Consider the following 26,445-nt stretch of genomic DNA (forward strand, 5'->3'; position numbering starts at 1 on the left):
TTGCGCCAGACAGGTAGAGTCGACCATTGGTCGACTGCCCTTCGCGCAGACCGACAAAACCCCGCGCTGCGCGCGATAGTCGACCAGCGGTCGACTCTACCGGTTCACCGTTCCGCCAGACAGGTAGAGTCGACCGTTGGTCGACTGCCCTTCGCGCAGACCGACAAAACCCCGCGCTGCGCGCGATAGTCGACCAGCGGTCGACTCTACCGGGTAGAGTCGACCGTTGGTCGACTGCCCTTCGCGCAGACCGACAAAACCCCGCGCTGCGCGCGATAGTCGACCAGCGGTCGACTCTACCGGGTCACCGTTGCGCCAGACAGGTAGAGTCGACCGTTGGTCGACTGCCCTTCGCGCAGACCGCCAGAATCCCGCGCTGCGCGCGATGGTCGACCAGCGGTCGACTCTACCGGGCCACCGTTCCGCCAGACAGGTAGAGTCGACCGTTGGTCGACTGCCCTTCGGACAGACCGCCAGAATCCCGCGCTGCGCGCGATGGTCGACCAGCGGTCGACTCTACCGGGTCACCGTTCCGCCAGACAGGTAGAGTCGACCGTTGGTCGACTGCCCTTCGCGCAGACCGCCAGAATCCCGCGCTGCGCGCGATAGTCGACCGTTGGTCGATTGCCCTTCGCGCAGACCGACAAAACCCCGCGCTGCGCGCGATAGTCGACCAGCGGTCGACTCTACCGGTTCACCGTTCCGCCAGACAGGTAGAGTCGACCGTTGGTCGACTGCCCTTCGCGCAGACCGACAAAACCCCGCGCTGCGCGCGATAGTCGACCAGCGGTCGACTCTACCGGGTCACCGTTGCGCCAGACAGGTAGAGTCGACCGTTGGTCGACTGCCCTTCGCGCAGACCGACAAAACCCCGCGCTGCGCGCGATAGTCGACCAGCGGTCGACTCTACCGGGTCACCGTTCCGCCAGACAAAAGGCCCGGCTTTCGCCGGGCCTTCTGCATCACGCATCACGTGCGATCGATTACCAGATCACGACGCGCTTGTCGTCGGCGCGCACCATCGCATCGCCCGCCTTGCACTGGAACGCAGCGGCGAAGGACGGCATGTTCGACGGTGCACCGTTGGCGCGGAAGTTGGCCGGTGCGTGCGGATCGGTGTTCAGGCGCACGCGCAGTTCGCCATCGGTGAAGTTGCGGCGCCACACGGTGGCCCAGTTCATGAAGAAGCGCTGGTCCTGGCTGTGGCCATCGACGTCGACATTCGCCTTCGGGTCTTCCTTCAGGGCCATCTGCAGCGCGTCATACGCCACGGTCAGACCGCCCAGGTCACCGATGTTCTCGCCCAGGGTCAGCCTGCCCTTCACGAACACGCCCGGCACCGACTCGTAGCCGTCGAACTGCGCGACCAGCTTGTCGGTACGCTCGGTGAAGGCCTTGCGGTCGCCGTCGGTCCACCAGTTGTCGAAGTTGCCGTTGGCGGCGAACTGGCTGCCCGAATCATCGTAGCCGTGCATCATCTCGTGGCCGATGACCGCACCGATGCCGCCGTAGTTCAGCGCCGGATCGGCCTTGGCATCGAAGAACGGCGCCTGCAGGATCGCCGCCGGGAACACGATCTCGTTCTTGGTCGCGTTGTAGTAGGCGTTGACGGTCTGCGGGGTCATGCCCCACTCGGTCTTGTCCACCGGCTTGCCGATCTTGTCCAGCATGTAGCGGTAGTTGAACGCGCGTGCCGCCTGCATGTTGCCCAGGTAGCTGTCACCGTTGGTCTGCAGGCCCGCCCAGTCACGCCACTTGTCGGGGTAGCCGATCTTCGGGGTGAAGCTGGCCCACTTTTCCAGTGCCTTCTTCTTGGTTTCCTCGCCCATCCACGGCAGCTGCTCCAGGCGCGCCTTCAGCGCCTCCGACAGGTTTTCCACCAGGTGCTGCATGGCGACCTTCGATTCGGCCGGGAACACGGCATCGACGTACAGCTGGCCCAGGGCTTCACCCATGCCACCGTTCACCGATTCCAGCACGCGCTTCCAGCGCGGCTGCATTTCCTTCTGGCCACGCAGGGTGCTGCCGTAGAAATCGAAGTTGGCCTTCTCGAACTGGCTGCTCAGGTACGGCGAGGCGTCGTCGATGGTGTGGAAGCGCAGGTAAGCCTGCCAGGTGCTGGCCGGCACGTCGGCCAGCATCTTGTCCATTTCACCGAAGAAGCCCGGCTGGGCCAGCGAGAACTTCTGCGCGGCCGGCACCTTCAGGGTGTCAAACAGCGCGGTCCAGCTGAAGTTCGGGGTCAGCTTGTCGGCGTCGGCAGCGCTGAGCGGGTTGTAGCGCTTGGCCGGGTCGCGCATTTCGATACGCGACATCGATGCCTTGGCTAGGCGGGTTTCAAAGGCCATCACGGCCTTGGCCTGCTCGGCGGCCTGCGCAGCGTCCATGCCCGACAAGGTCAGCACCTGGGCGATGTAGGCCACGTAGGCGTCACGGATCTTGGCCTGCGATTCGTCGAAGTAGTAGCCCTTTTCCGGCAGGCCCAGGCCGCCCTGGCCGACGTAGGCGATGACGTTGGCCGAATCCTTGTAGTCGGCGTTGCCGAACAGCGAGAACAGCACGCCCTTGCCTTCGGCCTGGCTGTCGCGCAGGTACTGGGTGATGGCGGCGGTGTCGTTCAGCGCAGCGATCTTGTCCAGCTGCGGCTGCAGCGGCGCCAGGCCGGCGGCCTCGATCTTGGCTTCGTCGTTGCCGGTCTTCCAGATGTCACCGATCTTGGCTTCCACCGAGCCGGCCTTGGCCTGGCTGGCGGCGGCCTGCTCGACCAGCGCGTGCTGCACTTCCAGCGAGCGCTCGCGCAGGATCTCGAAGCTGCCCCAGGTGGTCTGGTCGCCCGGCACCGGGTTGGCCTGCAGCCACTTGCTGTTGACGAAGCCATTGAGGTCGGTACAGGCGGCGATGGACGGGTCCAGATCGGCGCTGTTGAGCGAGATCAGCGGCGTCTTGATCTGCGACTGATCGAAGGCCGGCTTGGCATCGGCGGTGGCGGCCGGCGCGGTTTCATTCTTGCCACAGGCGGCCAGCGAAGCAGCGATGGCGATGGTCAGGCCCAGCGGGACCAGGTTGCGGACGTTCATGGAGTCTCTCTCCGACGGCGAATCGTCCAGCGTAGCGGGCGCGGCGATGCCGGGGACCGGCCAAAGGTCACAGGGGCCGTGGCATCGCCAACCAACTGCATGCCGGTATTCTTGTCTTCCCGATCACCGGACCTCGCGCCCATGGACGAAGCTGCGCTGCTACAGGCTCTTGACACCTGCGATTATCTGTTCCTGACGGATATTGGCGAACCGGAGGTCAACTGTCTGCGGCTGGTCATCGAGGAGGGACGGGGGACAGGAGAACCCCGCCGCGTGAATTTCGGCCAGGGACATTGGATCGATGACGTGCGCGCGATAGAGATAACCTCCGATTCGCAGCGCTTCGAGCTGGTATGGGATGACTACATCAGCTATGTCGTGCACAACGAGTGTTACCAGAGCGGCGACGACTCCGAAGATTGGAGCGGCAACCGGTTCCGCCGCTACAGCCGGTCGAAGTTCCTCGATTATCTGGACCATGCCACCTTCGCCGACACCCGTTACCCCGGCCCATTCGCGCACTATCAAGTGATATGCCAGGACCACGTCATCGACATTGCTGGATTGCAGCCCCCGAGGGTGCGCCTGTTGGGTCCTTCATAGCAGACAGATGCAGCCACCCATGGGGTGGCTCTACTGGGCTGCAATGGCGTCAGTCGAGCATGGCTCGACGCTACAAAAGGAAAGGCCGGCTTGCGCCGGCCTTCTGTTTTATTTCGCCTTGCCCTGGTTGGCCACGGCTTCAGCGGCCTTGCGGGCGGCTTCCGGGTCGCCCAGGTAGCGGAACGACTTCACGGTCAGATCGTCGTTCAGTTCGAACAGCAGCGGGATGCCGGTCGGGATGTTCAGCTCGAGGATTTCCTCGCGCGACACGTTGTTGAGGTACTTGTACAGCGCACGCAGCGAATTGCCGTGGGCAGTGACCAGCACGGTCTTGCCTTCCTTCAGCTGCGGCGCGATGGCGTCGTGCCAGTACGGCAGCACGCGGTCGAGCGTGGTCGCCAGCGATTCGGTGCCCGGCAGCGCGTTGCGGTCCAGGCCGGCGTAACGGCGGTCGTGGATCGGGTGGCCCGGGTCTTCCAGGTCCATCGGCGGCGGCGGGATGTCGTACGAGCGGCGCCACACCTTGACCTGCTCCTCGCCGTGCTTGGCGGCGGTCTCGGCCTTGTCCAGGCCCTGCAGGCCACCGTAGTGGCGCTCGTTGAGGCGCCAGGACTTGTTCACCGGCAGCCAGTCCTGGCCCAGTTCGGCCAGCGCACCCTGCAGGGTGTGGATGGCGCGCTTGAGCACCGAGGTGTGGGCAACATCGAACTGCAGGCCTTCTTCGCGCATCAGGCGGCCGGCATTGGCGGCCTCGCTGCGGCCCTGGTCGGTCAGGTCGACATCGACCCAGCCGGTGAAGCGGTTATCCAGGTTCCACTGGCTCTGGCCATGGCGCAACAGTACGAGTTTACGGGTCACTGCAGGATCTCCAACGCGTGGGTAGGCAGGCGGCCATTGTAGCCCCGGCCACGCTCACCGCGCCGTGGCAGCGGTCATGCCATGCTCCGGGCCGATGAAGACCGTGATCGATCCGGGCCACTGGCAAGGCAGCGTCGCCGCCGCCCGCGCGCACCAGGTGCAGCTGGCCGGCCGGGTCGAGCGCCAGGACCGGCTGCCGGCCGCGCCGCGCTGGCTGGCCGGGCTGGACGTGGGGTTCGAGGACAACGGCGCCATCACCCGCGCGGCCGCCGTGCTGCTTGATGCCACCACCCTGCAACCGGCGGCGCAGGAAATCGCGCGCATTCCCACCGTCATGCCCTACATCCCGGGCCTGCTCAGCTTCCGCGAACTGCCGGCACTGCTGGCCGCGCTGGCGCAGCTGCCCCGCACCCCGGACCTGGTCTTCGTCGATGGCCATGGCATCAGCCACCCGCGGCGCCTGGGCGTGGCCGCGCACCTGGGCGTGGTGACCGACCTGCCGAGCATCGGCGTGGCCAAGTCGAAGCTGGTCGGCCAGTACGTCGAGCCCGGCGCCGAGCCCGGCGCGCATGCGCCGCTGCTGCAGGGGGATGAACACCTGGGCTGGGTGCTGCGCAGCAAGGCCCGCTGCAAGCCGTTGTTCGTGGCGGGCGGCCACCGGGTCAGCGCCGATACCGCGCTGGCCTGGGTGCAGCGCACGCTGCGCGGCTATCGCCTGCCCGAACCGACCCGCCTGGCCGACCGCCTGGCCTCGCGCCGCGATGAGGGTAGAGTCGACGGGTAGGGTCGACTGGGTAGAGTCGACTGTTAGTCGACTACCGCGCGCAGCGCGGGGTTCTCTGCAAAAAGCAGTCGACTAACAGTCGACTCTACCCAGTCGACTCTACCCAGCCGACGAGACCCAGTCGGGATCTGTTACCGGTGCACATGACCGCGATGGCCCTGCGCATCATGGTCATGATCGTGCTCGTGCCTGGCCGGTTCCCCGCACGCTTCGCCGCAGTGGTCAGCCTCGACCTGCAGGGTCACATGATCGATGCCGAACTCCTCGTGCAGGCGTGCGCCCAGTTCACGGCGCAGCGCGTCGGCGTCGGTGCCATCGCGCATCACCACGTGCGCGGTCAGCGCCGGGGTGCTTGATGCCAGTGCCCACACGTGCAGGTCATGCACGTCCAGCACGGCAGCATGCGAACTCAACCCTGCGCGCACCTTGGCTACATCGGTGCCCTTGGGCACGCCTTCCAGCAGCACGTTGATGGCTTCGCGCATCAGCACCCAGGTGCGCGGCAGCACCCAAAGGCCGATCAGCACGGCAAGGATCGGATCGATCGGCTTCCAGCCGGTCCAGCGGATCAGCAGCGCGCCAACGATCACCGCCACCGAGCCCAGCATGTCCGCCCACACTTCCAGGTAGGCACCTTTCACGTTCAGGCTTTCACCGCTGCCGGCCTGCAGCAGGCGCATCGAGATGAGGTTGATGACCAGGCCGATCGCTGCGATCACCAGCATGCCGGTCGATGCGATCTCCTGCGGCTGGCGGAAGCGCGCAATGGCTTCCCACAGGATGTAGCCCGCAACGACGAACAGCATCGCGCCATTGATCATCGCGCCCAGCGCTTCCAGCCGCGCATAGCCGTAAGTGCGTCGCGCATCCGGCGGGCGCCGGCTCAGCCGCACCGCCACCAGCGCGATCATCAGTGCCAACGTATCGGTGGCCATGTGCGCGGCATCGGACAGCAGGGCCAAGCTGTTGGTCCAGAACGCACCCACCACCTCCACCACCAGGAACGTGGTGGTCAGGCCGAGCGCCCACCACAACGGTTTCTCGTGGCGGATTTCCGATGGCAGGTGGTCGTGGTCGTGGCCCATGGCAAAGCTCCTGTGCAATGCGGTCAGGCTACGCGCGGTGGCCGCGGGAGACTATTACGCTGTTTATAACATTGCAGGCGTCGCCGCCCTGCCATCGATGCAGGCACGCTGCATGCCGCTTAAACTGCCGGCTCGCCCCCCATCAACCGTACACCCGCGCTGCCGATACCGGTGGTTTGCCGTACGCCGCTGGATACCGACGTGGACACACCCCAACTGGATGAGGCCAGCCAACCGCTGGCCGACGCCTGGCAGCACTGCCTGCTGCAGGCTGGCCCCGCAGCGACCGCGCTGCTGCGGCAGGTCGCGCAGGATGCACCGCCCGCGCTGGCACAGCGCTTCTACGACGTCCTGCTGCAGGATGCGCGTGCGCGCCGCTTCCTGTCCCACGAGCAGGTGAAGGATCGCCTGCAGCCTGCCATGCAGCGCTGGCTGAACCAGTTGCTGTGCACCGATGCCGAAGGCGTGGCCATGGCGGTGGCCGCGCAGCGTGTGATCGGCGATGTCCATGCACGGGTCGGCATTCCCGTGGACCTCGTCACCCGCGGTGCGCGTGTGCTCAAGCACGAACTGTTCGTGCGCCTGCGTGGCCTGGCTAGTGATGCGGATACGGCGTTCGCCGCCATCGACTGCCTCAGCGCAACCATGGACATCGCCATGGAAGGCATGACCCTGGCCTATACCCATGCCCGCGAGCGCTCATCGCGTACCGATGCGGCATATCGCCTGTTCTCGCTGGTGCAGAACGTGAGCACCGAACGCGAGCGCCAGCGTGCACTGCTGCTGGACTGGGAAAATACCCTGCTGTACACCTTGGCCGGCCACACCTGCGATGGCGAAGGCGCGAGCCTGGCCACGTCCGAGTTCGGCCTGTGGTTCACCCACAAGGGCGTGCCCAGCTTCGGCGAAAGCAGCGAGACCCAGCAGGTGTCCCGCCTGGTCGCGCGCATCGACGCCTGCCTGGTGCGCGCCAAGAGCGATGACACCGCACAGCGGCTGGCCGTGCTGCCGCCCATCCGCGAAGACCTGGCCACCATCCGCAGCCTGATGACGCTGCTGTTCGAGCGCATCGGCGAACTGGATGCGGGCAGCGATGCACTGACCAACCTGCTCAACCGCCGCTTCCTGCCGACCGTGCTGCGCCGGGAAATTGAGCTGGCCACGCGCAACCAGACGCCTTTCTCGCTGCTGCTGCTGGACCTGGACCACTTCAAGGCGATCAACGATGGCCATGGCCACGACGCTGGTGACCGCGCGTTGCAGCACGTGGCCGCCCTGCTGGGGCAGCTGACCCGTGGCAGCGATTACCTGTTCCGCTACGGCGGCGAAGAGTTCGTGGTGGTGCTGGTGGCCGCCAGCGAATCGCAGGCGATGGTGATCGCTGAAAGCCTGCGGCGACAGATCGCGCAGTCGCCGGTCAGCCTGGCCAACGGCCAGCAGCTGGACCTCAGCGCCAGCATCGGCGTGGCCGCCCACGATGGCCACCCCGACTACGAGCGGCTGATGGCGCGTGCCGATGCGGCGATGTATGCCGCCAAGCGTGGCGGACGCAACCGGGTGGTGCTGGCTGATGCCACCCTGCCCGACGCACCCGGGCGCCGTGCCCTGCAACGCTGAATATCCCCTCGCGTCGCACGGCTAGCGGCGCAGGCGACACAGCGCCCACCACAACAGCGCCAACGCCGCGATGCCGGCACCCAGCAGGCACACCGCGCCCCAGCCGTGGCGCGCCTGCACCCAGGTGCCCGCCGCTGCGCCACTGCCACTGCCCACCGCATAGAACAGCATGTACAGCGCCACCAGGCGCCCATGCTGTTCAACCGGTGCGCGCAGCAGTAGCGCCTGGTTGGCTACGTGCAGCGCCTGGCCGCCCAGGTCCAGCAGCACCACGCCCAGCAGCAGCAACGCCAGCGAGTGCGGCAGCCCCAGCAACGGCCACCACGCCGCCAGCATCAGCAGCAGCGCGGCCAGGCTGACGCGCACCGCAAAACCACGATCCATCCAGTGGCCCACGCGCGCGGCCAGCAGCGCGCCGACGATGCCCGCCACGCCCAGTGCACCGATCGCGGCGGTGGACCAGTGCAACGGTGGCGCCGACAGTGGCAACGGCGCCGCCGCCCAGAACACGTTGAGGCCCGCAAACAGCAGCAGCGCCAGCGGCCCGCGCTCACGCAGCGCGCGGTCGTCGCGCAGCAGCGTGGCCATCGACACCAGCAGCGCCCGCCACGACGGTTGCAGCGCCGGTAGCGGCAAGGCCGGCAGCCGCCGCCACAGCAGCAGTGCCAGCAGGGCCATCAGCACTGCCGACAGCAGGTAGACCGCACGCCATCCGCCCACCGCGGCCACGCTGCCGGACAGCACGCGCGCCGACAGCAGGCCGATGAACACCCCGCCCTGCACCACGCCCACCATGCGACCGCGCTGCGCGGCCGGCGCCATCGTGGCCGTGTAGGCGATCAGGCCTTGGGTGAGTGCCGTACCCAGCAGCCCGGCCAGCAGCATGCCGGCCAACAGCCAGGGTGCCGTGCGGGCGCTCGCCAGCAGCAGGAGCGCGGCCACCAGGGCCAGCAACTGCACGCGCAGCAGGCGCCGGCGGTCGCCGCGGTCCGCCAGCGGCAGCAGGCCGAGCAGGGCCAGCACGCTCCCCACCTGTGTCGCGGCCAGCACCCCACCGGCGACGGCCGTATCCAGCGCGAACGCCTGCGCCAGACGCTCCAGCAAGGGCTGGGCGTAGTAGACATTGGCCACGCTGGCGCCGGCGGCGATGGCCAGCAAGCCCAGCAATGGCCGCGATACGGGAGTGCTCATCAACGTGGTTGCATATTGAAACTGGATGCACGGTAGCGCTGCCGGTTTTAAACTGCAACCACATTCCATATCCGGACGCCGCCATGCACGCCGACAGCCCCTGCCCCGTGGCCCGCAGTGCCGATCTGCTCGGCGACCGCTGGGCGCTGCTGGTCATCCGCGATGCCTTTGATGGCATCACCCGCTTCGGTGATTTCCAGCGCAGCCTCGGCGCCGCCCGCAACATCCTCAGCGACCGCCTGCGCCGGCTGGTGGAGGCCGGCCTGCTCGTGCAGCAGCCCGCCGCCGATGGCAGCGCCTACCAGGACTATGTGCTGACTGCGGCCGGGCGCGACCTGTTCCCGCTGCTGGTGGCCCTGCGCCAATGGGGCGAACGCCATCGCTTCGCCGCCGGCGAGGCCCACTCCACCCTGGTCGAGCGCAGCACCGGCAGCGCCCTGGCGTACATGCAGCCGCAGGACGCGGCCGGCCACGCCATCGGCGCGGAGCAGACCGTGGTGCGCAAGCTCTGAAACAGCGCCTCCCCCGAATGGGGGACTCGACAGCGCTACCGGTGTCAAATAGCATTCGCTCGCAATTGCAGACGATTCCTATTGACATCGGCTATGGCCGCACCCTCTTCCCCTCCTGCTGCCGGCACCGCGCCGGCCAAGCGCGTGCCGCGCGGTAACGGCCATGGCCTGCTGTGGGCCCGTGGCCTGCTCGGCCTGCTCGGTGGCTATGCCGTGGCCGCCTGCTGGGCCGCCGCACTGGCGCGCCTGCTGCCCGGCGCCAAGGCCGATGCCACTCTGGTCGCCACCATGGCCGCCTTCGTGGTCTACGCGCTGGCCGCGATCTGGGCCTATGCCGCACGTAGCACCCTGCGCGCCACGTTGGGCCTGCTGGTTGCCGGTGGCCTGGGCGCGCTGCTGGCGTGGCTGCTGCGCGGGGGCGTGGCATGAGCAATCTGGGTGGCATCCGCCAATCGCAATCGGTACTGCATACCTGGTCGGGCCTGGTGGTCGGCTGGGTGCTGTTCCTGATCTTCATTGCCGGTACCGCTGCGTACTGGAAGGAAGAACTGACCCGCTGGATGCAGCCGGAAATCGGCCTGCCCGCCAGCAGCGCCACGGCCGTCAGCCAGGCCCAGCAGTTCCTCGCCCGCACCGCGCCGGATGCGCAGCGCTGGAGCATCGAACTGCCCGACTCGCGCAGCAGCGCGACCGCCGTCAGCTGGCAGCCACAGGGCGAGAAGGAACGCCGCCGCGGCCAGCGCAACCCGAACCAGGCCACGCTGGATGCCGACGGCAAGCCGGTGCAGGTGCGCGAGACGCGCGGCGGCAACTTCTTCTATCGCCTGCACTTCGACCTGCACTACGTGCCGGTGCTGTGGGCGCGCTGGTTCATCAGCGCCTGCTCGATGCTGATGCTGATCGCGCTGATCAGCGGGGTCATCACCCACAAGAAGATCTTCACCGACTTCTTCACCTTCCGCCGGGGCAAGGGCCAGCGCAGCTGGCTGGACGGCCACAACGCACTGGCCGTGCTGTCGCTGCCGTTCCACCTGATGATCACCTACACCGGCCTGATCACCCTGATGACGCTGTACATGCCGTGGGCGGTGGATGCCAACTATCCCGGTGGCCGCGATGCGTTCTTCGCCGAACTGTTCCCGCGTGCGGAGAAAGTCGAAGCCAGCGGCACCGCCGCGACCCCGCCGGCGCTGGCCGAGGTGCTGCGCCGTGCCGAAGTGCAGTGGGGCGGCGGCCATGCGGCCTCGCTGCAGATCGAACAGCCTGGCGATGTAGCGATGCGCATCAGCGTGCGCCGCCAACAGGGCGACCAGATCGCTGGCGCTGCCGACACGCTGGCCTTCGATGCGCGCGGCAACCTGCTGGATGCGGCGCCGCCGCGTTCGGCCGCCGTCATCACCCGTGACGGCATGATCGGCCTGCATGCCGCGCGCTTCGCACCCACCACGATGCGCTGGCTGTTCTTCCTTTCCGGCGTGGCCGGCACGCTGATGGTGGCCACCGGGCTGGTGCTGTGGGCGGTGAAGCGGCGCACCCAGCTGCCGGATCCGGCGCGGCCGCACCTGGGCTTCCGCATCGTCGAACGCCTGAACATCGGCTTCGTCACCGGCCTGCCGGTGGCGATGCTCGCCTTCCTCTGGGGCAACCGCCTGCTGCCGCTGGACGTGGCCAACCGCAGCGACGCCGAAGTGAAGGTGTTCTTCTACGCCTGGGCCGCCTGCGTGGTGCACGCGATGCTGCGCGCGCCACGTCGCGGCTGGGTCGAGCAGCTGGCGCTGGCCGGCGTGCTGGCGCTGGGCCTGCCGGTCTACAACCTGGTGGCGTGGCACGGTGGCGCGCTGACCGCGCTTGCTGCCGGGGATGGCGCCAAGGCCGGCATCGACATCGGCCTGCTGCTGATCGGCGCCGGCCTGCTGTGGGCCGCGCGCAAGGTGCACCGTTTCGTGCCCGCGCAGCGCAAGCCGCGCACCGCACGCGCCACCACACCGGCCGAGGCGGGCGCATGAGCGTGCTCGCCCTGCTGTTGGCGGCCGCCGCCTTCGCCTGCCTGGCCATGGCAATGGAACGCCACCACCGCGATGTGGCCGGCCATGCGCCGCCGACGCCGCGCCGTCGCCTGCTGCAGGGGCTGGGCGTGCTCGGGCTGGCCGCCAGCCTGCTGGCCAGCATCGCCGCCTGGGGCATTGCACAGGGGTTTGTTGGTTGGTGCGGCGTGCTCGCCGCCGGTGCCGGGGCGATGGTGCTCTGGCTCAGTTTCCGCAGCCCGGCCAAGCCGGCGCCACGCCCGTCTTCCCGTTCCTGATCCAGAAACCGAGGTTCCATCATGAAGCAGCCTTCGCCTGGCGCCCTGCGCCGGAACGCCCTCGCCTTGTCGCTCGCCTGCGCCGCTGCGCCGGCCTTCGCCCAGGACAGCGCGCCGACCACCACTGAACTGGACCGGGTGATGGTCACCCAGCGCACCGAGGGCTACCAGGTCTATGGCACCAACACCGCCACCAAGCTGCCGCTGACCCTGCGTGAAACCCCGCAGTCGCTGACCGTGTTCACCCGCCAGCGCATCGAGGATTTCAACCTCATCACCATTTCCGAGGTGCTGCAGCAGACCCCGGGCGTCACCATCCAGTCCTATGACAGCAACCGCACGCTGTTCAACGCGCGCGGCTTTGCCATCAACAACTTCATGTTCGATGGCATCCCCACCAACTACACCACCGGTTCGGGCGGCAACTCGATCCTCAGCGACACCTCCATCTACGAGCGCATCGAAGTGGTGCGCGGCGCCAGCGGCCTGGTCACCGGCTCGGGCAATCCGTCGGCCACGGTGAACATGGTGCGCAAGCGCCCGACCGAAACCTTCCAGGCCAGCACCAGCCTCAGCGCCGGCTCGTGGGATTACAAGCGCGCGGAAGTGGATGTGTCCGGTCCGCTCAGCAAGGGCGGGCGCGTGCGCGGCCGCTTCGTCGGCGCCTACACCGACAAGGAAAGCTGGGTACGCTTCCAGCATGACAAATCGCCCAGCCTGTACGGCGTCATCGAAGCCGACCTGACCGACAGCACCCGCCTGCGCGCCGGCATCGACTACCTGAAGACTGGTTCGGATGGCGGTGCCTGGAGCGCCTCGCCGCTGTACTTCCGCGACGGAACGCGCGCGCAGATGCCGCGTTCCTACAGCGCCGCCGCACGCTGGAACGAGTGGAACCGCCAGAGCACCAACTACTTCGCCACCCTCGAACAGCAGCTCGGCGCCGGCTGGAGCGGCCGCCTGGCCTACAACCACCGCGCCACCGACACCGACTCGCTGCTGCTGGCCGGTTCCAACACCGGCAACTGGGCCGATGCCGTGACCGGCCTGGGCCTGCGCATCGCCGATACCTACTCGGTGTCCGAGACGCGCGAGGATGCCTTCGACCTGTACGCCTCCGGCCCGTTCCAGCTGTTCGGCCGTTCGCATGAGCTGGTGGTGGGCATCAACCACTACGACCGCGACCTGGACACCATCCGCGCCGGCATCACCTCGCGCCCGTACAACGTCAACGCGTTCCCCAGCATCTACCAGTGGGACGGCAACATCGGCAGGCCGACCACCTTCAACTACGGCATTCCGTCGAACACGGTGAACACCACCGAAACCGGCTACTACGCCGCCGTGCGCCTGAACCCGATCGACCCGCTGAAGATCATCGCCGGTGCGCGCTATTCCGATTACCGAACCACCACCGACAACTACGACGTCAACGGTGTGTTCACCAGCCGCAGCGCGCGCACCACCGCGCACGAGCTGACCCCTTACATGGGCGTGCTGTACGACCTCAGCAGCAGCATCACTGCCTTCGCCAGCTACTCGGACGTGTTCCAGGCCACCGCGCGCCGCGACATCAACAACCAGCTGCTCGACCCGACCACCGGCGGCAACTACGAGTACGGCCTGAAGGGTGAGTTCTTCGGCGGACGCCTGTACACCTCGTTGAACGGCTTCTACATGAAGCAGGACAACGTGGCCGAGCTGGACCCGAACGGCGGCGAGATCAAGCTGCCCGATGGCAGCTCGCCCTACATCGCCAGCAAGGGCATCACCACCCAGGGCGGCGAGTTTGAAGTGTCCGGCTCGATCACCGACCACTGGAGCATGACCGGCGGCTATACCTACAGCTACAGCAGCAACCCCGATGGCAGCCGCTTCGCCAGCACCAGCCCGATGCATCTGGCACGCTTCAACACCACCTACAGCCACGGCCAGTGGACCGTCGGCGGTGGCGTCAGCGTGCAGAGCGAGATCTACCAGATGCAGCCGATCCCCACCGGCCGCTTCAACCCCAACGGCACCCCGGTCACCGCCACCGGCAGGATGAGCCAGGGTGGCTACGTGCTGTTCGACCTGATGGGCCGCTACCGCATCAACGACAACCTGAGCGTGGGCGTGACGGTCACCAACCTGTTCGACAAGGTCTACTACCGCAACGTCGGCTTCTTCAACGCGGGCTACTGGGGCGAGCCGCGCCGGGTGCTGTTCAACCTGCGCGCGAAGTTCTGATGCCACCGTGCGGCGCCGGCCACCCGACTCCGCACAGTGACCCCCACCTTCGGCGCATGCTGCCGGGGTGGGCATCGGCGTAGCATCACGGGCGGGCCTTCGGGTCCGCCTTTTTGTTGCCCACCGAGGAACCGCCCATGCTGCACCGCCGCCTGCTCCACCCTGCCCTGCTGCTGTTGCCGCTGGCCCTGCTGGGCGCGCCGTCGCTGCAGGCACGCGAGGTGGCCGCGCCGGCCGAGCATGTCGATGCCGATGGCCCCTACGTGTTCCGCGTCGGCGATCAGTTGCGGGCGAAGTGGATCTGCGGCGACCAGGTGCAGATGCGCACCCTGCCCGCCCAAGCCAGCGGTACCGACATCACGCCGCAGTGCGGCTACGGCCACAGCGTGCATGTGCTGCCGCCGGCGGCGCCCTCGGTCTCGGTGCTGCCGGCCACGCCGCGCATCGTCGCGGTATCCGACATCCATGGCCAGTACGGCCTGCTGGTGCGCCTGCTGCGCGCCAACAAGGTGATCGATGCGCAGGACCAGTGGGCGCTGGGCAAGGACACGCTGGTGATTGCCGGTGATGTGTTCGACCGTGGCCCGCAGGTGACCGAAGCGTTCTGGCTGCTGTACGGGCTGCAGCAGCAGGCCACAGCGGCCGGTGGCGCGGTGCATTTCGTGCTGGGCAACCACGAAACCATGGTGCTGTACGACGACCTGCGCTACGTCAATCCCAAGTACCTGCGCAGCGCGCAGCTGCTGGGCCGTAGCTACCCGCAGCTCTATGGAGCCGATTCGGTGATCGGCCAGTGGCTGCGCACCCGCCCGGTGCTGCTGAAGATCGGCGACACCCTGTTCCTGCACGGTGGCATCTCGCCTGACGCCGTGCAGCTGGCGCTGCAGCCGGCCGCGACCAATGCCGCCTACCAGGCCTCGCTGGGCACGCCCAAGGCCGAAGTGAAGGCCAACCCGGCCACCGCGCCGCTGTATGACGGCAAGACCAGCCCGATCTGGTACCGCGGTTACTTCGATGGACGCCTGGACAGCAACGGCGTGCAGGCCGTGCTCGATCAGCTGCAGCTGAAGCGGATCGTGGTCGGCCACACCTCGATGCCGCACGTGAGCAGCTTCCATGGTGGCCGCGTGATCGCCATCGACAGCAGCATCAAGAACGGCGAGAACGGCGAACTGCTGTTCATCGAGAACGGCACGCTCAGCCGCGGCCTGCTGGACGGTACGCGGGTGCCCCTGGCTGAAGGCGTGCCCGGCGTGGATGACTGACCCCGAGCAAGCTCAACTGCCGTTGGCATTGGTAGAGTCGAGCTTGCTCGACTGCCGTTGGCGCGATCTCAAAGCCAGTCGAACAAGCTCGACGCTGCCCATCAGGAACCGCCGCCATGCCCCAGACCGTCATCCCGCAGCTGCGCATGCTGCACGCCGACACCACCCTGCCGTTCTACGTGCAGGGCCTGGGCTTTTCCGTCGACTGGGAACACCGCTTCGGGCCGGGCATGCCGCTGTTCGCCCAGCTCACCCGCGATGGCCAGACCCTGTTCCTCAGCGAACATGCCGGTGACTGCCAGCCCGGCGGCGCGGTGTACTTCAAGGTCGATGACGTCGACGCGGTGTTCCGCGCGTTCAGTGCCGCCGGCGTGCCCATCCCGCAGCCGCCGCACGATACCGACTGGGGCACCCGCGAAATGCTGCTGGTCGACCCGGACGGCAACCGCCTGCGCTTTGCCACCCATCCGCGCGATGGAGATTGATGCACGCGCTGGCCTGCGCGCGATGGGCCAACGGCTGGAAGATCGGCTGCCCCAGCATCGCATCGCGATGGTCCTGGACCTGCTGGATCGCAATGAAGTGCCGCTGGCACTGGACCAGCTCTGTGCCGACATCGACGAGTCCGGCGTGACACTGCACCCTGCCGAGTACCTGCAGCTCTGCGAGCTGAACACGCTGCTGGGACAGCCCGCCGCCCCAACGCTGATGCGCCGGCTGCGTCCGCCCCGCTGAGGGCCTCTTGAGTGGGAATATATGAATCATATATGCTTCATATATTCCCCATCGAGAACCCGCCATGGGCATCGTCAACATCGATGACACCCTGCACGACCAGCTGCGTCGTGCCTGCACCGTCTCCAGCCGCTCGATCAACGCCCAGGCCAACTTCTGGATCCGGGTCGGCATGCTGTGCGAACTCAACCCGACCCTGAGCTTCCAGGACATCGTCGCCAGCGAACTGCGCGCGGCCGGCGTGCAGCCGCCGCTGCTGCCAGCGGGCCAGGCCTGAGCCGATGGCCATCATCAAGCGCCCCGACGAGATCGCGCTGATGGCGGAGTCCGGGCGGCTGCTCGCGCAGGTGTTCGCCGCACTCGACGCCCTGCCGCTGGAAGGCCGCAGCACGATGGACATCAACGACTTCGTTGAACGGATGATCGTCGACGAACTGCACGCGCGGCCCGCCAGCAAGGGCCAGTACGGCTTTCCGTACGTGCTCAATACCTCCATCGACAACGTCATCTGCCACGGCGTGCCCAGCCACGATGACGTGCTGCGCAGCGGGCAGATCGTCAACCTCGACATCACCCTGGAAAAGAACGGCTACATCGCCGATTCCAGCACCACCTACCTGGTGGGCGAGATCGACTACGCCGCACGCAAGCTGGTCAAGGTGGCCTACCAGGCCATGTGGAAAGGCATCGCCGAGGTGCGTCCCGGCGCGCGCCTGGGCGACATCGGCCATGCCATTGCCCGCCATGCGCGCAGCCATGGCTACAGCGTGGTGAAGGAGTACTGCGGCCACGGTATCGGCCAGGAGATGCACGAAGACCCGCAGATCCTGCATTACGGCCACGCCGGCACCGGCATGGAACTGCAGGAGGGCATGGTGTTCACCATCGAGCCGATGCTCAACCAGGGCAAGCCGGCCATCCGCCAGCTGCCGGACGAATGGCCGGTGTACACCCGCGATGGCAAGCTGTCGGCGCAGTTCGAACACACCGTGGCGGTGACCGCGCAGGGCGTGCGCGTACTGACCCTGCGCCCGGGCGAGACGCCGCTGTGTGCGATTGACCAGGCAGAGCACTGACACCCCAGGGTGGCGGAAGCGGCCGGGAACTTTCAGAACGTGCGCGTACAGACCAGGATCGAACGATTGGCATCGGCCGGGTCGGCCATCAGCTCAGGGGCCGTGCCAGCGTCGCAGGCGCGCGAGGACGGGAAGCCGCCGCCCAGCTGCTGGCGCAGAATGGAACGCGCGGTTGCGGCATCCTGCTGCAGGTAGAGCGCCACGCTCGGCAGGCCGCCGGTGCCGGGCAGCGCCATGCGCTGCACCGTAAGCCCACGGTAGCGTTCGTCCATGCAGAAATAGTAGAAGTCGGCGTCACGCCCACAGGCGGCCCCGGGATGGGCGCGGAACCAGTCCGTATCCGGCGCCGTGGCCACCTGCCCCGGAAGATCGTTGACGAACAGGCCTTCGTAGCGGCACTGATGGAAGCCTGCCAGCATGCGCGCGAAACCGGAATCGCCTGCCGCCGCAGCCACCGTATCGGCGGGTACGGAAACAGACGGCGGTGGGTGCGCGCCGCACGCCGACAACAGCGCACCGGCCAGAAGCATCAGCGGCAGCGCACGCCGCGACAACGGACCCCGCATGCCGCCCATGCCGGAAGCAACGTCCGGATGCATCAGAACACCTCCCTCGGGCAGACACCGGGTCGAATGGATGACCCGGAACATCCGGGCTGTGGATGCAGCCTAAAGCGGACGCAGCAGCAACAGCAATGCCAGGCCCGCCATGAACAAGGCAATGCCGGCATCCAGCACGCGCCACGCGTTCGGGTTGCGGAACAGCGGCTGCAACAGGCGCGCGTCATAGCCCAGCGCGCAGAACCAGAGCACGCTGGCCACGCTGGCGCCGGCGGCGAATGCCCAGCGCAGGTCGCCGGGGTAGCGCGTGGACAGGCTGCCCAGCAGCACCACCGTATCAAGGTAGACGTGCGGGTTGAGCAGGGTGAAGGCCAGGCAGGCCAGCAGCACCTGGCGCCGGTTGCCGCCGTCGCTGCGGGCGGCCGCCAATGCGCTGCCGCCGCGCCACGCGCGCACGCCCGCCTGCAGGCCATACCAGCCCAGGAACGCCGCACCGCCGAAGCGCAGCACCTGCAGCAGCAGCGGCCACTGCAGCACCAGCGCGCCCATCCCGCCGACACCGGCCAGTATCAGCGCGATGTCCGCGCCCATGCACGCCAGCACCACCGTGCCCACGTAGCGGCGCTGCAGCCCCTGGCGCAGGACGAAGGCATTCTGGGCGCCGATGGCGATGATCAGGCCGGCGCCTGCGAACAGGCCGGCCAGCGCAGCGGTGAACCACATGGGGACGGGCATCCAGCAGGAAGGGACGCGCAGGGTGCAGCCCACCGCCGCTTAAGGCCAGCTGGTTTTTCTTTATCCTGTGCAGAAAAACTGAAGAGGCCCGGCATGGATCTGGTACACCCGCAACTGGCCGCCTTTGCTGCGGTGCTGGAAGAAGGCAGTTTCGAGGCCGCCGCGCGCCGGCTGGCGATCAGTCCGTCTGCGCTGTCGCAGCGGATCAAGGCACTGGAGGACCGCCTGGGCCAGGTGCTGCTGGTCCGCCAGGCGCCGTGCCGACCCACCGCGGCCGGTGAAATCCTGCTGCGCAGCGTGCGGCCCATGCAGGCGCTGCAGAGCGAAGCGCTGGCCGAGCTGCTGCCCGAGCGCGGCAACGATGCCACCCGCACGCCGATCCCGCTGGCGGTCAACGATGATTCGCTGGATACGTGGTTCGTCGCCGCCATCGCCGACCTGCACCAGCGCCATGGCTACCTGTTCGACCTGCGCATGGACGACCAGGACCACACCCTGGAACTGCTGCGCGATGGCAGCGTGCTTGGCGCGGTCACCGCCGAGGGGCGCGCGTTGAAGGGCTGCAACGTGCATCCGCTGGGCGCGATGCGCTACCACGCCATCGCATCACCGGCCTTCGCACGCCGCTGGTTCGGCAAGGGCATGCAGGCCGATGCGCTGGCCGTGGCGCCGATGATCGTGTTCAACCGCAAGGACGAACTGCAGGCACGCTTCATGCGCCGCCTGACCCGCGCACGGCTGCAGCCGCCGGTGCACTACCTGCCCTCCTCCACCGGCTTCGTCGAAGCCGCCGCGCGTGGACTGGGCTGGTGCCTGGCCCCGGAAACACTGATCGCGCCGGCGCTGGCCGAGCGCAGGGTGACCGTGCTGGAACCACGCCGCTGGCTGGATGTCCCGCTGTTCTGGCAGCACGCCGCCGTGCGCTCGAGCACGCTGCAGCACATCACCCAGGCCCTTCGCAGCGCAGCGGAAGGCAACCTGCGCTGAGCCCATGGCACGCACGCCGCAGGCTCAGCAGGCGATCCAGTAGTCGATCTGGAACAGGCGTCCCTCGCCATCGAAGCGCAGGTCGTAGCGCTCTTCGGTCAGCCCGCGCGGGTCCGGGGTGACATGCACCGTGTCACCGCTGCGGTGCGCGCGTGGCACCCGCTGCAGCACATCGGCAGGCGAGGTGCGCGCGCCGATCTGCGTGCCATTGGCCAACAGCAGCGCGCCCTCCCGGCCCACGTCGAAGCGACGCAGCACCGCGGTGCGGCCGTCGCTCTCCCACGCCTGCCCCGCCCAGCTCAGCAGCTGGATATCGCCCTCGTCGTAGGCGCTGCCGCACTCGTAGGGTGAGGGTTCGCGCTGCGAGGGCGTGCCCAGTGCCTGCAGCACGCGTGGCAACGGCACGCGTTGGCCATGCGCCAGCCGTCCGCTGCCCTGCACCTGCATGCCGATGATGGCTGGGCCGGTGCGCGCCGCCACATCCGTGGCAGCGGCCCACCCCCATGGCAGTGCGAGCAGCAGCGCGCAGGCCAGCCACAGGTGGGCACGTCGGCATTTCCAGTGGCAACCCTGCATCGCGCGCTCCTGTCCGCGTGGCGGCAACCACTGTAGCGCGCGCCGCACCTACAACGGCTTCACGGCTCATCCACTAGTTTTTGCCGGACTCTTTACGGATGACGGACCCGACGTGCACCTGCATCGTCCTTCCCCGCGACCGCACCGCGCACGTTGGCTGCTGGTCTGCGCGACGCTGCTGCCGGCCGCCGGCTACGCCCAGGCGGGCGCCGACAACACCGCAGTGGCCGCGCTGCAGTGGGAACAAGCGCGGCAGCGGCTGGAACAGGTTTCCGACGCACTGGCCGCTGCCGATGCCGGCGTGCGCAACAAGCAGGAGCTGCAGGACGCCACGCGCCTGCTGCGCCTGCCGGAAATCACCGGTGAGGTGCGCCGCCTGCAGTTCCAGAAGACCCTCACCCTGCCGCTGGGCTCGCTGGAACCGGTGGCCGAGGCGTATGGCATCGACTCGCCCCTGACGTTCACCGAACGCGACTGGCGGACCCGCCCGGTGGTGACCGCCGTGCTGCCGCTGTACACCGGTGGCGTCATCCCCGCGGCGCAGCGCGCGGCCAGCGCCGCCAGCGAACAGGCCAGCGCGGAGCGCGAGGCGCAGCGGCAATCGCTCACCGTGCAGCTGGCCCAGGCCTACTTCGGCCAGCGCCTGGCCGAACAAGCCGTGGACGTGCGCCGCGACGTGCGCGATGGCCTCGACCGCCACCTGTCCGATGCGCAGAAGCTGGAACGCGAAGGCTTTGCCACCCGCGCCCAGCGCCTGCAGGCCACCGTGGCCCGCGACAAGGCCGAGCGCGAGTACCAGAAGACCCTCAACGACCTGGCCACGCTGAAGGCCGCGCTGGCCACCCTGCTGCGCAGCGGCGGCGAGGTGCAGCCACTGTCGCCGTTGTTCGTGCAGCGCGCACCGCTGGAACCGGTGGCCAGTTTCGAACGCACCGCGCAGGCGCGGCAGCCGCAGATCCGCCGCCTGCAGGCCATGGTGGCCCAGGCCGAACAGGGCGTGCGCGTGCAGCAGGCCAAGCTGAAACCGCAGATCTTCGCCTTCGGCCAGTACGACTTCCGCCGCCGCGATGAAATGCTGACCGATCCGGACTGGGCCTTCGGCATCGGATTGAAATACACCTTCCTGTCGCCCAGTTCGCGGCCGGCGCAGATCAGTGCGGCGCGCGCGCAGCAGGAACAGGCCGAGGCCGGCCTGCGCGAAGCCGAGAACCAGGTGGCACTGGGCGTGCGCAAAGCCTGGAACGAACTGGACAGCGCGCGGCAGCAGTTCGTGCTGCTGGACAGCAGCATCGCCCAGGCCCAGGAGAACCTGCGCCTGCAGGAGCTGGCCTTCCGCGAAGGCCAGGCCACGTCGCTGGATGTGATCGATGCGCGGCTCGGCCTGGGCGGCGCCCGCGTCGAACGCGCGCAGGCGGCCTACCAGTACGACATCGCGCTGGCGCAGCTGTTGGAGATCAGTGGACAGATGGACCGTTTCGAAGACTACCGGCGCCGTGCGGACGAGGTGATCGACCATGAGTGATGTGCTGCACGACGACGCCACCACGCCTCCGGGCAAGCGCCGCCTCGGTGTGATCCTGGTGCTGGTGCTGCTGGTCGTGGTGGTGCTGGGCCTGTGGCTGGCCTGGCGGCGCCCGGCCGACCAGATCCAGGGCATGGCCGACGCGGACACCCTCAACGTCGCCGCCAAGATCACCGCGCGCGTGGCCGAACTGAAGGTCCGCGAGGGCGACCGCGTGCAGGCCGGGCAGATCCTGTTCCTGCTCGACAGCCCGGAAGTGGCCGCCAAGGAACAGCAGGCACAGGGCGCGCTGGCCGCCGCCCAGGCAGTGGCCGACAAGGCCGACGCGGGCGCACGCAGCGAAGACATCCGCGCCGCCGAGGCCAACTGGAAGCGGGCCGAAGCCGGTGCCACGCTGGCCGAAGCCACCGCCCGCCGCGTGCAGAACCTGTTCAACGAAGGGGTGATGACCCGGCAGAAGCGCGACGAAGCGCAGGCCCAGGCCACCAGTTCGCGCGAGCTGGCACGCGCCGCACGCGCGCAGTACGACATGGCGCTGGCCGGCGCCCGCGAGCAGGACAAGCGCGCGGCACAGGGCCAGGTGCAGCAGGCGCAGGGTGCGGTGGCCGAGGTCAACGCCGCGCGCGCCGAAGTGGAAGGACGCGCGCCGGTGGCGGGCGAGATCAACAAGCGCATGGCCGATCCGGGCGAACTGGTGCCGGCCGGCTACCCGGTGTTCACCCTGGTCGACATCGACCGGATGTGGGTGTCGATGAACCTGCGCGAATCGCAGATGCAGGGCCTGAAGGTCGGCAGCACGGTGCGCGGCCGCATCCCGGCGCTCGACCAGGACGCCGAATTCAAGGTGTATTTCATCAACCCCGCAGGTGACTACGCCACCTGGCGCAGCACCCGCCAGTCATCAGGCTACGACGTGCGCAGCTTCGAGGTTCGCGTGCGCCCGGCAGATCGCATCGAGGGCTTCCGCCCCGGCATGAGCGTGCTGTTCGCGTGGCCCCGGCACTGAACCCGGGCGAGGCCGGCTTCGCTGCATCGTGGCGGCGCGAACTGCGCACGCTGCGTGGCAACCGCGCCGACCTGCTGCTGGTGACGGTGCTGCCGCTGCTGATGCTGGCGCTGATGGCCTGGATGTTCAGCCCCTCGGTGATGCGCGACGTGCCCATTGCCGTGGTCGACCTGGACCACAGCAGTGACAGCCGCCTGCTGCTGCGCATGCTCGACGCCAGCCCTGGCGTGCGCGTTGCCAGCCAGCCGGTGGACATCGACGCCGCCCGCGCGCAGCTGCGCCGGCTGCAGGTGTATGCCATCGTGCTGGTGCCGCGCGATGTCACCCGGCAGGCGCTGCGTGGCCAGCAGGGCACGGTATTTGCCTATTACAACGCCACCTACATGACCACCGGCCAGTCGGCTGCGCGCGACATCGGCGATGCCGTGGCTGCATGGAACGCGCGCCTGCTGCGCGAGCGCATCGCCCTGCAGGTCGGCCCCGGCAAGCTGCGCGCAGCACCGATCGCCGTGCAGTCGGACATCCTGTACAACCCTGCGCGCAGCTACGAGCTGTTCCTGCTGCCGTTGATCTTTCCCGCCGTACTGTCGCTGGTGCTGGCGCTGGCAGTGGCTGGCAGCCTGGGCCGCGAGATCCGCGATGGCACCCTGCGCGGCTGGCTCGGCCATACGCCGTGGCCGGCGCTTGCCGGCAAGATCGCGCCGTACGTCCTGCTGTTCTCCGTGTATGGCGCGCTCGGCGTGGGCTACCTGGCCTGGCTGCGTGGCGACGGCATCGCCGGCAGCGTGTTCCTGCTGCTGCTCGGCCAGCCGCTGTTCTACCTGGCCACCGCGGCCTATGCCCTGTTCTTCGTCGGCATCACCCGGGACATGGGCACGGCGCTGTCGGCCGTTGGCCTCAGCATCGGCACCGCGCTGGCCTTTTCCAGCGCCACCTTCCCGGTCATCGATGCACCGTTGTTCACCCGCATCTGGCACCTGCTGCTGCCGCTCAGCGCGTACATCAAGCTGCAGACCCAGCAGCAGTTCGTCGGTGCGCCGCTGGCGGTCACGCTGTGGCCGCTGGGCACGCTGCTGCTGATGATCATCCTCGCCGGTGGGCTGGGTGGCTGGCGCCTGCTGGCCTTTGCCCGCAGCACGCAGGCCGCGCAGCCCGCAAGGGCCGGCGCATGAGCGGCGTCTGGGCCAGCCTGCGGCAGACCCTGCTGGCGGTGCTGCTGGACCGCTATGCCATCGTGGTGATGGTCGGCGCGGTCATCCTGTACTCGTTCTTCTACCCGGCCGCGTGCCGGCACCAGGTGGCCGGCAACCTGCCGATCCTGGTGGTGGACGAAGACCACAGCGCCACCAGCCGCGAGCTGCTGCGCAAGCTGGACGCGCTGCGCGTGGCGCGCGTGGTCGGCCAGCCCGCCGACATCGACAGCGCGCGCCGCCAGCTGGAAGCCGGTGATGCCGAAGGCATCGTGCTGATCCCGGCCAACCTGGAACGCGACATCCTGCGTGGCCATCCGGCCAAGCTGGTCCTGCTCGGCAACGGTGCCTACCTTGGCCGCGCCAGCTGGGTACTGGGCAGCGTGGCCGATGCGCTGGGATCATTCGGGCGCGAGGCGGCCGTCACCCAGGCGGCCTTCATGGGCGCCCCGCAGGCACCGCCGGTCAACCTCGTGCAGCGGCCACTGTTCAACACGCACGAAGGCTATGGCAGCGCCATCGTGCCCGGCGTGGCCGAACTGATCGTGCACCAGACCCTGCTGATGGGCATCGGCGTGCTGCTCGGCGGGCGCCGCCTGGCGCTGGGCCGGCGCCTGCGCTTCGACCCGCCCACGCTCGTCGGCATGGCCCTGGGCTTCGGCCTGATCGGCCTGTTCGGGCTGTTCTACTACGCCGGGTTCACCGCCTGGGTGCAGGACTATCCGCGCGGCGGCAATCCCTTGGGCCAGCTGCTGGGCGGCACGCTGTTCATCGCCGCCACGGTGGCATTCGGCCTGTTCGTCGGCAGCTTCTTCCGCACCCGCGAACGCGCCTTCCAGTACATCATCGCCACGTCCATCCCGCTGTTCTTCCTGGCCGGCCTGTCCTGGCCCACGGTGATGACGCCGCAACCGCTGGTCTGGCTGGCGCAGCTGCTGCCCACCACCTCCGGCATCAACCTGATGGTGCGGCTGACCCAGATGGATGCCGGCCTGGCCGACGTCAGCCATGAGCTGGTCACGCTTGGCGTCCTGCTGGTGCTCTACGGTGCCCTCGCCTTCTGGCGCCTGCACGGCCCCTCGATCAGGGATCCGGGGCGTACCAGAACGGAATGAAGTACTCGCGCCGACGGTCACCGCCGCGCGTCGGACCGCCGGCATTCCACAGCAGATGCAGGTCATGCCGGCCCGGTGCCAGCCCGGCCATCGGCAGGTAGCCAGCCAGGCCGCGCATGTCCAGGTCACGCCGTTCCATCGGCACGAAGGCGTGCAGGTCCACCGGCTTGCCGTCCAGCTGTACCGTCCAGAGCTGGGCCAGGCAGTCCACTGCCGCAGTTGCGGCCGCCGCGCCGCGGGCATCATTCCGCCCCCCCGGCAGCTGCGTGCAGCGCTCACGCGCCAGGGTGTTGTCGCGCTGCGGGCGGTGCGGGATGAACAGCCGCAGCTGGGTCGCGCTGACGGTGTCGGACGGGATCATCGGGTACGGCAGCAATTGGTCGTGCACCGAGCGCATCGATTCGTAGTGCGCGCTCAGCATGCCGTGGTCGACGGCTTCCTCGGTGACGACCTGGTAGCGGTTGAACAGCGAGAACTTCACCGAACCCGCCACCTGCAGGCCCCCCAGCAGCATCGCCACCAGGATCGCGGACATGTAGCCCACGATGAAGAACCGCGAGCGCAGGTTGCTCTGCATCGTCAGCTGCATGGTCTGGATCAGGCGCATCAGCGGCACCCGCTGCAGGCCACCCAGCACCCCTTGCAGCATGCGCTGCTGGCGCGCCGTCGACTGCCCGCGCGCCTGCCGCCGCGCGATCGACTTTTCCAGCATCGCAGGCAGCAGGCCCAGCATCAGCAGGCCCGCCATCACCACGCCCATGAAGATCAGCGCCGCGGTGTCCGAACCGCCGGACAGCGCGGCCACCACCATCGCCAGGCCGAGGATGAGCATCGCCATCACCAGGGTGCCGGCCAGCGTCTGCACGCACATCAACGTGCTGGAGAACAGCATCGTCGCCAGCCGGTCGGCGCGCTGGATGCTGCCATCCAGGCCGCCATCGCGCGCACGCATGAAGGCCCGCGACACCGGCCCCATCTGCGGCAGGTGGTCCCAGTCGATGCCCTTCGGGAAGTGTGATTTCAGACCGACCAGGCCGATCCAGTAGCCGCGCACGGTCAGGTGCGCGATCAGCGCCACCGCCAGCACGTAGCACATGCCCACGCTGATGCTGAAGACGAACCACAGCACCTGGAAGTACATGCCCTCGGTATGCAGGCTGCTGCGCGCCCAGATGTCGAACAGATAGCCCGGCACGGCCAGCAGTGCGAAGGCCAGCAGGCCGGAGATGAACAACTCCAGCTCATCGGTGCGCTCGCGCAGGCGGCCGAAGCGCGTGCTCGCCTCCTGCTCGGGTTCGGCGTGGCTGGCAGGCACGACGGGTTCGGCAGCGGGCGATTCGTTCACAGGGCGTTCATCCGTTGAAGTCGGCGCAGTATAGGGGCCGCGCCGTTGCCTGCGATACGCCCGCCCACAACGACG

26 protein-coding genes are annotated in these 26,445 nt (G+C 68.2%); 18 read left to right on the forward strand and 8 right to left on the reverse strand.

The window, feature by feature from the left end:
* Window positions 1–983: 983 nt before the first annotated feature.
* The gene (locus tag C1926_RS17435) at window positions 984–3,077 is read right to left on the reverse strand and encodes a M13-type metalloendopeptidase (RefSeq protein ID WP_108760060.1); all 2,094 of its coding nucleotides are present in this window, start codon (window positions 3,075–3,077) and stop codon (window positions 984–986) included.
* A gap of 141 nt (window positions 3,078–3,218) precedes the next feature.
* Between C1926_RS17435 and C1926_RS17440 the strand changes: the two genes are divergently transcribed.
* Window positions 3,219–3,680, forward strand: a complete 462-nt coding sequence (locus C1926_RS17440) for a hypothetical protein (RefSeq protein WP_108760061.1) — start codon at window positions 3,219–3,221, stop codon at window positions 3,678–3,680.
* A 108-nt stretch (window positions 3,681–3,788) separates the two neighbouring features.
* Here C1926_RS17440 and gpmA read toward each other — a convergent pair whose 3' ends face one another.
* A complete protein-coding gene (gene gpmA, locus C1926_RS17445; RefSeq protein ID WP_108760062.1) occupies window positions 3,789–4,538 on the reverse strand; it encodes a 2,3-diphosphoglycerate-dependent phosphoglycerate mutase in 750 nt (249 codons plus the stop codon).
* A 94-nt stretch (window positions 4,539–4,632) separates the two neighbouring features.
* On the opposite strand from gpmA, the gene nfi reads away from it, so the two are divergent.
* Complete coding sequence (gene nfi / locus C1926_RS17450; RefSeq protein WP_108760063.1) at window positions 4,633–5,322, forward strand: deoxyribonuclease V; 690 nt, start codon at window positions 4,633–4,635, stop codon at window positions 5,320–5,322.
* A 131-nt stretch (window positions 5,323–5,453) separates the two neighbouring features.
* Here nfi and C1926_RS17455 read toward each other — a convergent pair whose 3' ends face one another.
* On the reverse strand, window positions 5,454–6,407 hold the full coding sequence (locus C1926_RS17455; RefSeq protein WP_108760064.1) for a cation diffusion facilitator family transporter: 954 nt from the start codon (window positions 6,405–6,407) through the stop codon (window positions 5,454–5,456).
* A gap of 201 nt (window positions 6,408–6,608) precedes the next feature.
* Here C1926_RS17455 and C1926_RS17460 point away from each other — a divergent pair, with 201 nt between their 5' ends.
* On the forward strand, window positions 6,609–8,024 hold the full coding sequence (locus tag C1926_RS17460; protein ID WP_108760065.1) for a GGDEF domain-containing protein: 1,416 nt from the start codon (window positions 6,609–6,611) through the stop codon (window positions 8,022–8,024).
* Between the two features lie 21 nt (window positions 8,025–8,045).
* Here C1926_RS17460 and C1926_RS17465 read toward each other — a convergent pair whose 3' ends face one another.
* The gene (locus tag C1926_RS17465) at window positions 8,046–9,215 is read right to left on the reverse strand and encodes an MFS transporter (protein WP_108760066.1); all 1,170 of its coding nucleotides are present in this window, start codon (window positions 9,213–9,215) and stop codon (window positions 8,046–8,048) included.
* Window positions 9,216–9,298: 83 nt separating this feature from the next.
* Here C1926_RS17465 and C1926_RS17470 point away from each other — a divergent pair, with 83 nt between their 5' ends.
* The 10 genes from C1926_RS17470 (at window position 9,299) to map (ending at window position 17,334) form a co-directional block, all read left to right on the forward strand.
* Window positions 9,299–9,727, forward strand: coding sequence for a helix-turn-helix domain-containing protein (locus tag C1926_RS17470; protein ID WP_108760067.1), 429 nt, complete (start codon window positions 9,299–9,301; stop codon window positions 9,725–9,727).
* A 93-nt stretch (window positions 9,728–9,820) separates the two neighbouring features.
* A complete protein-coding gene (locus tag C1926_RS17475; RefSeq protein ID WP_200732770.1) occupies window positions 9,821–10,156 on the forward strand; it encodes a hypothetical protein in 336 nt (111 codons plus the stop codon).
* Window positions 10,153–11,733: a PepSY-associated TM helix domain-containing protein gene (locus C1926_RS17480; RefSeq protein ID WP_108760068.1), complete on the forward strand. Its 1,581-nt coding sequence runs from the start codon at window positions 10,153–10,155 to the stop codon at window positions 11,731–11,733. Before C1926_RS17475 ends, C1926_RS17480 begins: the two co-directional genes overlap by 4 nt.
* Complete coding sequence (locus C1926_RS17485) at window positions 11,730–12,029, forward strand: DUF3325 domain-containing protein (RefSeq protein ID WP_079221184.1); 300 nt, start codon at window positions 11,730–11,732, stop codon at window positions 12,027–12,029. Before C1926_RS17480 ends, C1926_RS17485 begins: the two co-directional genes overlap by 4 nt.
* Window positions 12,030–12,050: 21 nt before the next feature.
* Window positions 12,051–14,258 (forward strand): TonB-dependent siderophore receptor, encoded by a 2,208-nt coding sequence (locus tag C1926_RS17490; RefSeq protein ID WP_108760069.1) that lies wholly within the window; start codon window positions 12,051–12,053, stop codon window positions 14,256–14,258.
* Window positions 14,259–14,395: 137 nt separating this feature from the next.
* Window positions 14,396–15,523, forward strand: a complete 1,128-nt coding sequence (locus tag C1926_RS17495) for a metallophosphoesterase (RefSeq protein ID WP_108760070.1) — start codon at window positions 14,396–14,398, stop codon at window positions 15,521–15,523.
* 116 nt (window positions 15,524–15,639) lie between these two features.
* The gene (locus C1926_RS17500; protein ID WP_079221181.1) at window positions 15,640–16,008 is read left to right on the forward strand and encodes a VOC family protein; all 369 of its coding nucleotides are present in this window, start codon (window positions 15,640–15,642) and stop codon (window positions 16,006–16,008) included.
* Window positions 15,998–16,258, forward strand: coding sequence for a MafI family immunity protein (locus C1926_RS17505; RefSeq protein ID WP_108760071.1), 261 nt, complete (start codon window positions 15,998–16,000; stop codon window positions 16,256–16,258). The genes C1926_RS17500 and C1926_RS17505 overlap by 11 nt, the downstream gene beginning before the upstream one ends.
* Window positions 16,259–16,322: 64 nt before the next feature.
* Window positions 16,323–16,535: a ParD-like family protein gene (locus tag C1926_RS17510; RefSeq protein WP_079221179.1), complete on the forward strand. Its 213-nt coding sequence runs from the start codon at window positions 16,323–16,325 to the stop codon at window positions 16,533–16,535.
* Between the two features lie 10 nt (window positions 16,536–16,545).
* Window positions 16,546–17,334 carry a type I methionyl aminopeptidase gene (map, locus tag C1926_RS17515; RefSeq protein WP_174214135.1) on the forward strand — a complete coding sequence of 263 codons (789 nt, stop codon included), beginning with the start codon at window positions 16,546–16,548 and terminating at the stop codon, window positions 17,332–17,334.
* Between the two features lie 32 nt (window positions 17,335–17,366).
* Here the strand turns inward: map and C1926_RS17520 are convergent, their stop codons facing one another.
* A complete protein-coding gene (locus C1926_RS17520; RefSeq protein ID WP_159095136.1) occupies window positions 17,367–17,933 on the reverse strand; it encodes a hypothetical protein in 567 nt (188 codons plus the stop codon).
* Between the two features lie 69 nt (window positions 17,934–18,002).
* The gene (locus tag C1926_RS17525) at window positions 18,003–18,617 is read right to left on the reverse strand and encodes a LysE/ArgO family amino acid transporter (protein ID WP_108760074.1); all 615 of its coding nucleotides are present in this window, start codon (window positions 18,615–18,617) and stop codon (window positions 18,003–18,005) included.
* Between the two features lie 105 nt (window positions 18,618–18,722).
* Here C1926_RS17525 and C1926_RS17530 point away from each other — a divergent pair, with 105 nt between their 5' ends.
* Window positions 18,723–19,616: a LysR family transcriptional regulator ArgP gene (locus C1926_RS17530; protein WP_108760075.1), complete on the forward strand. Its 894-nt coding sequence runs from the start codon at window positions 18,723–18,725 to the stop codon at window positions 19,614–19,616.
* A 24-nt stretch (window positions 19,617–19,640) separates the two neighbouring features.
* Here C1926_RS17530 and C1926_RS17535 read toward each other — a convergent pair whose 3' ends face one another.
* Window positions 19,641–20,192: a hypothetical protein gene (locus tag C1926_RS17535; protein WP_108760076.1), complete on the reverse strand. Its 552-nt coding sequence runs from the start codon at window positions 20,190–20,192 to the stop codon at window positions 19,641–19,643.
* A gap of 175 nt (window positions 20,193–20,367) precedes the next feature.
* On the opposite strand from C1926_RS17535, the gene C1926_RS17540 reads away from it, so the two are divergent.
* The 4 genes from C1926_RS17540 to C1926_RS17555 are packed head-to-tail and all read left to right on the forward strand — an operon-like array spanning window position 20,368 to window position 25,025.
* Window positions 20,368–21,714 (forward strand): TolC family protein, encoded by a 1,347-nt coding sequence (locus C1926_RS17540; RefSeq protein ID WP_254057420.1) that lies wholly within the window; start codon window positions 20,368–20,370, stop codon window positions 21,712–21,714.
* Window positions 21,707–22,720, forward strand: a complete 1,014-nt coding sequence (locus C1926_RS17545) for an efflux RND transporter periplasmic adaptor subunit (protein WP_108760078.1) — start codon at window positions 21,707–21,709, stop codon at window positions 22,718–22,720. The genes C1926_RS17540 and C1926_RS17545 overlap by 8 nt, the downstream gene beginning before the upstream one ends.
* Window positions 22,705–23,892 (forward strand): ABC transporter permease, encoded by a 1,188-nt coding sequence (locus tag C1926_RS17550; protein WP_108760079.1) that lies wholly within the window; start codon window positions 22,705–22,707, stop codon window positions 23,890–23,892. The genes C1926_RS17545 and C1926_RS17550 overlap by 16 nt, the downstream gene beginning before the upstream one ends.
* Window positions 23,889–25,025, forward strand: coding sequence for an ABC transporter permease (locus C1926_RS17555; protein ID WP_108760080.1), 1,137 nt, complete (start codon window positions 23,889–23,891; stop codon window positions 25,023–25,025). Before C1926_RS17550 ends, C1926_RS17555 begins: the two co-directional genes overlap by 4 nt.
* Here the strand turns inward: C1926_RS17555 and C1926_RS17560 are convergent.
* Window positions 24,994–26,370: a hypothetical protein gene (locus C1926_RS17560; protein ID WP_108760081.1), complete on the reverse strand. Its 1,377-nt coding sequence runs from the start codon at window positions 26,368–26,370 to the stop codon at window positions 24,994–24,996. The genes C1926_RS17555 and C1926_RS17560 overlap by 32 nt on opposite strands.
* Window positions 26,371–26,445 lie beyond the last annotated feature (75 nt).

Origin of the sequence: Stenotrophomonas sp. ZAC14A_NAIMI4_1 (genome assembly GCF_003086915.1) — a bacterium.
In the GTDB taxonomy this organism is placed as follows: domain Bacteria; phylum Pseudomonadota; class Gammaproteobacteria; order Xanthomonadales; family Xanthomonadaceae; genus Stenotrophomonas.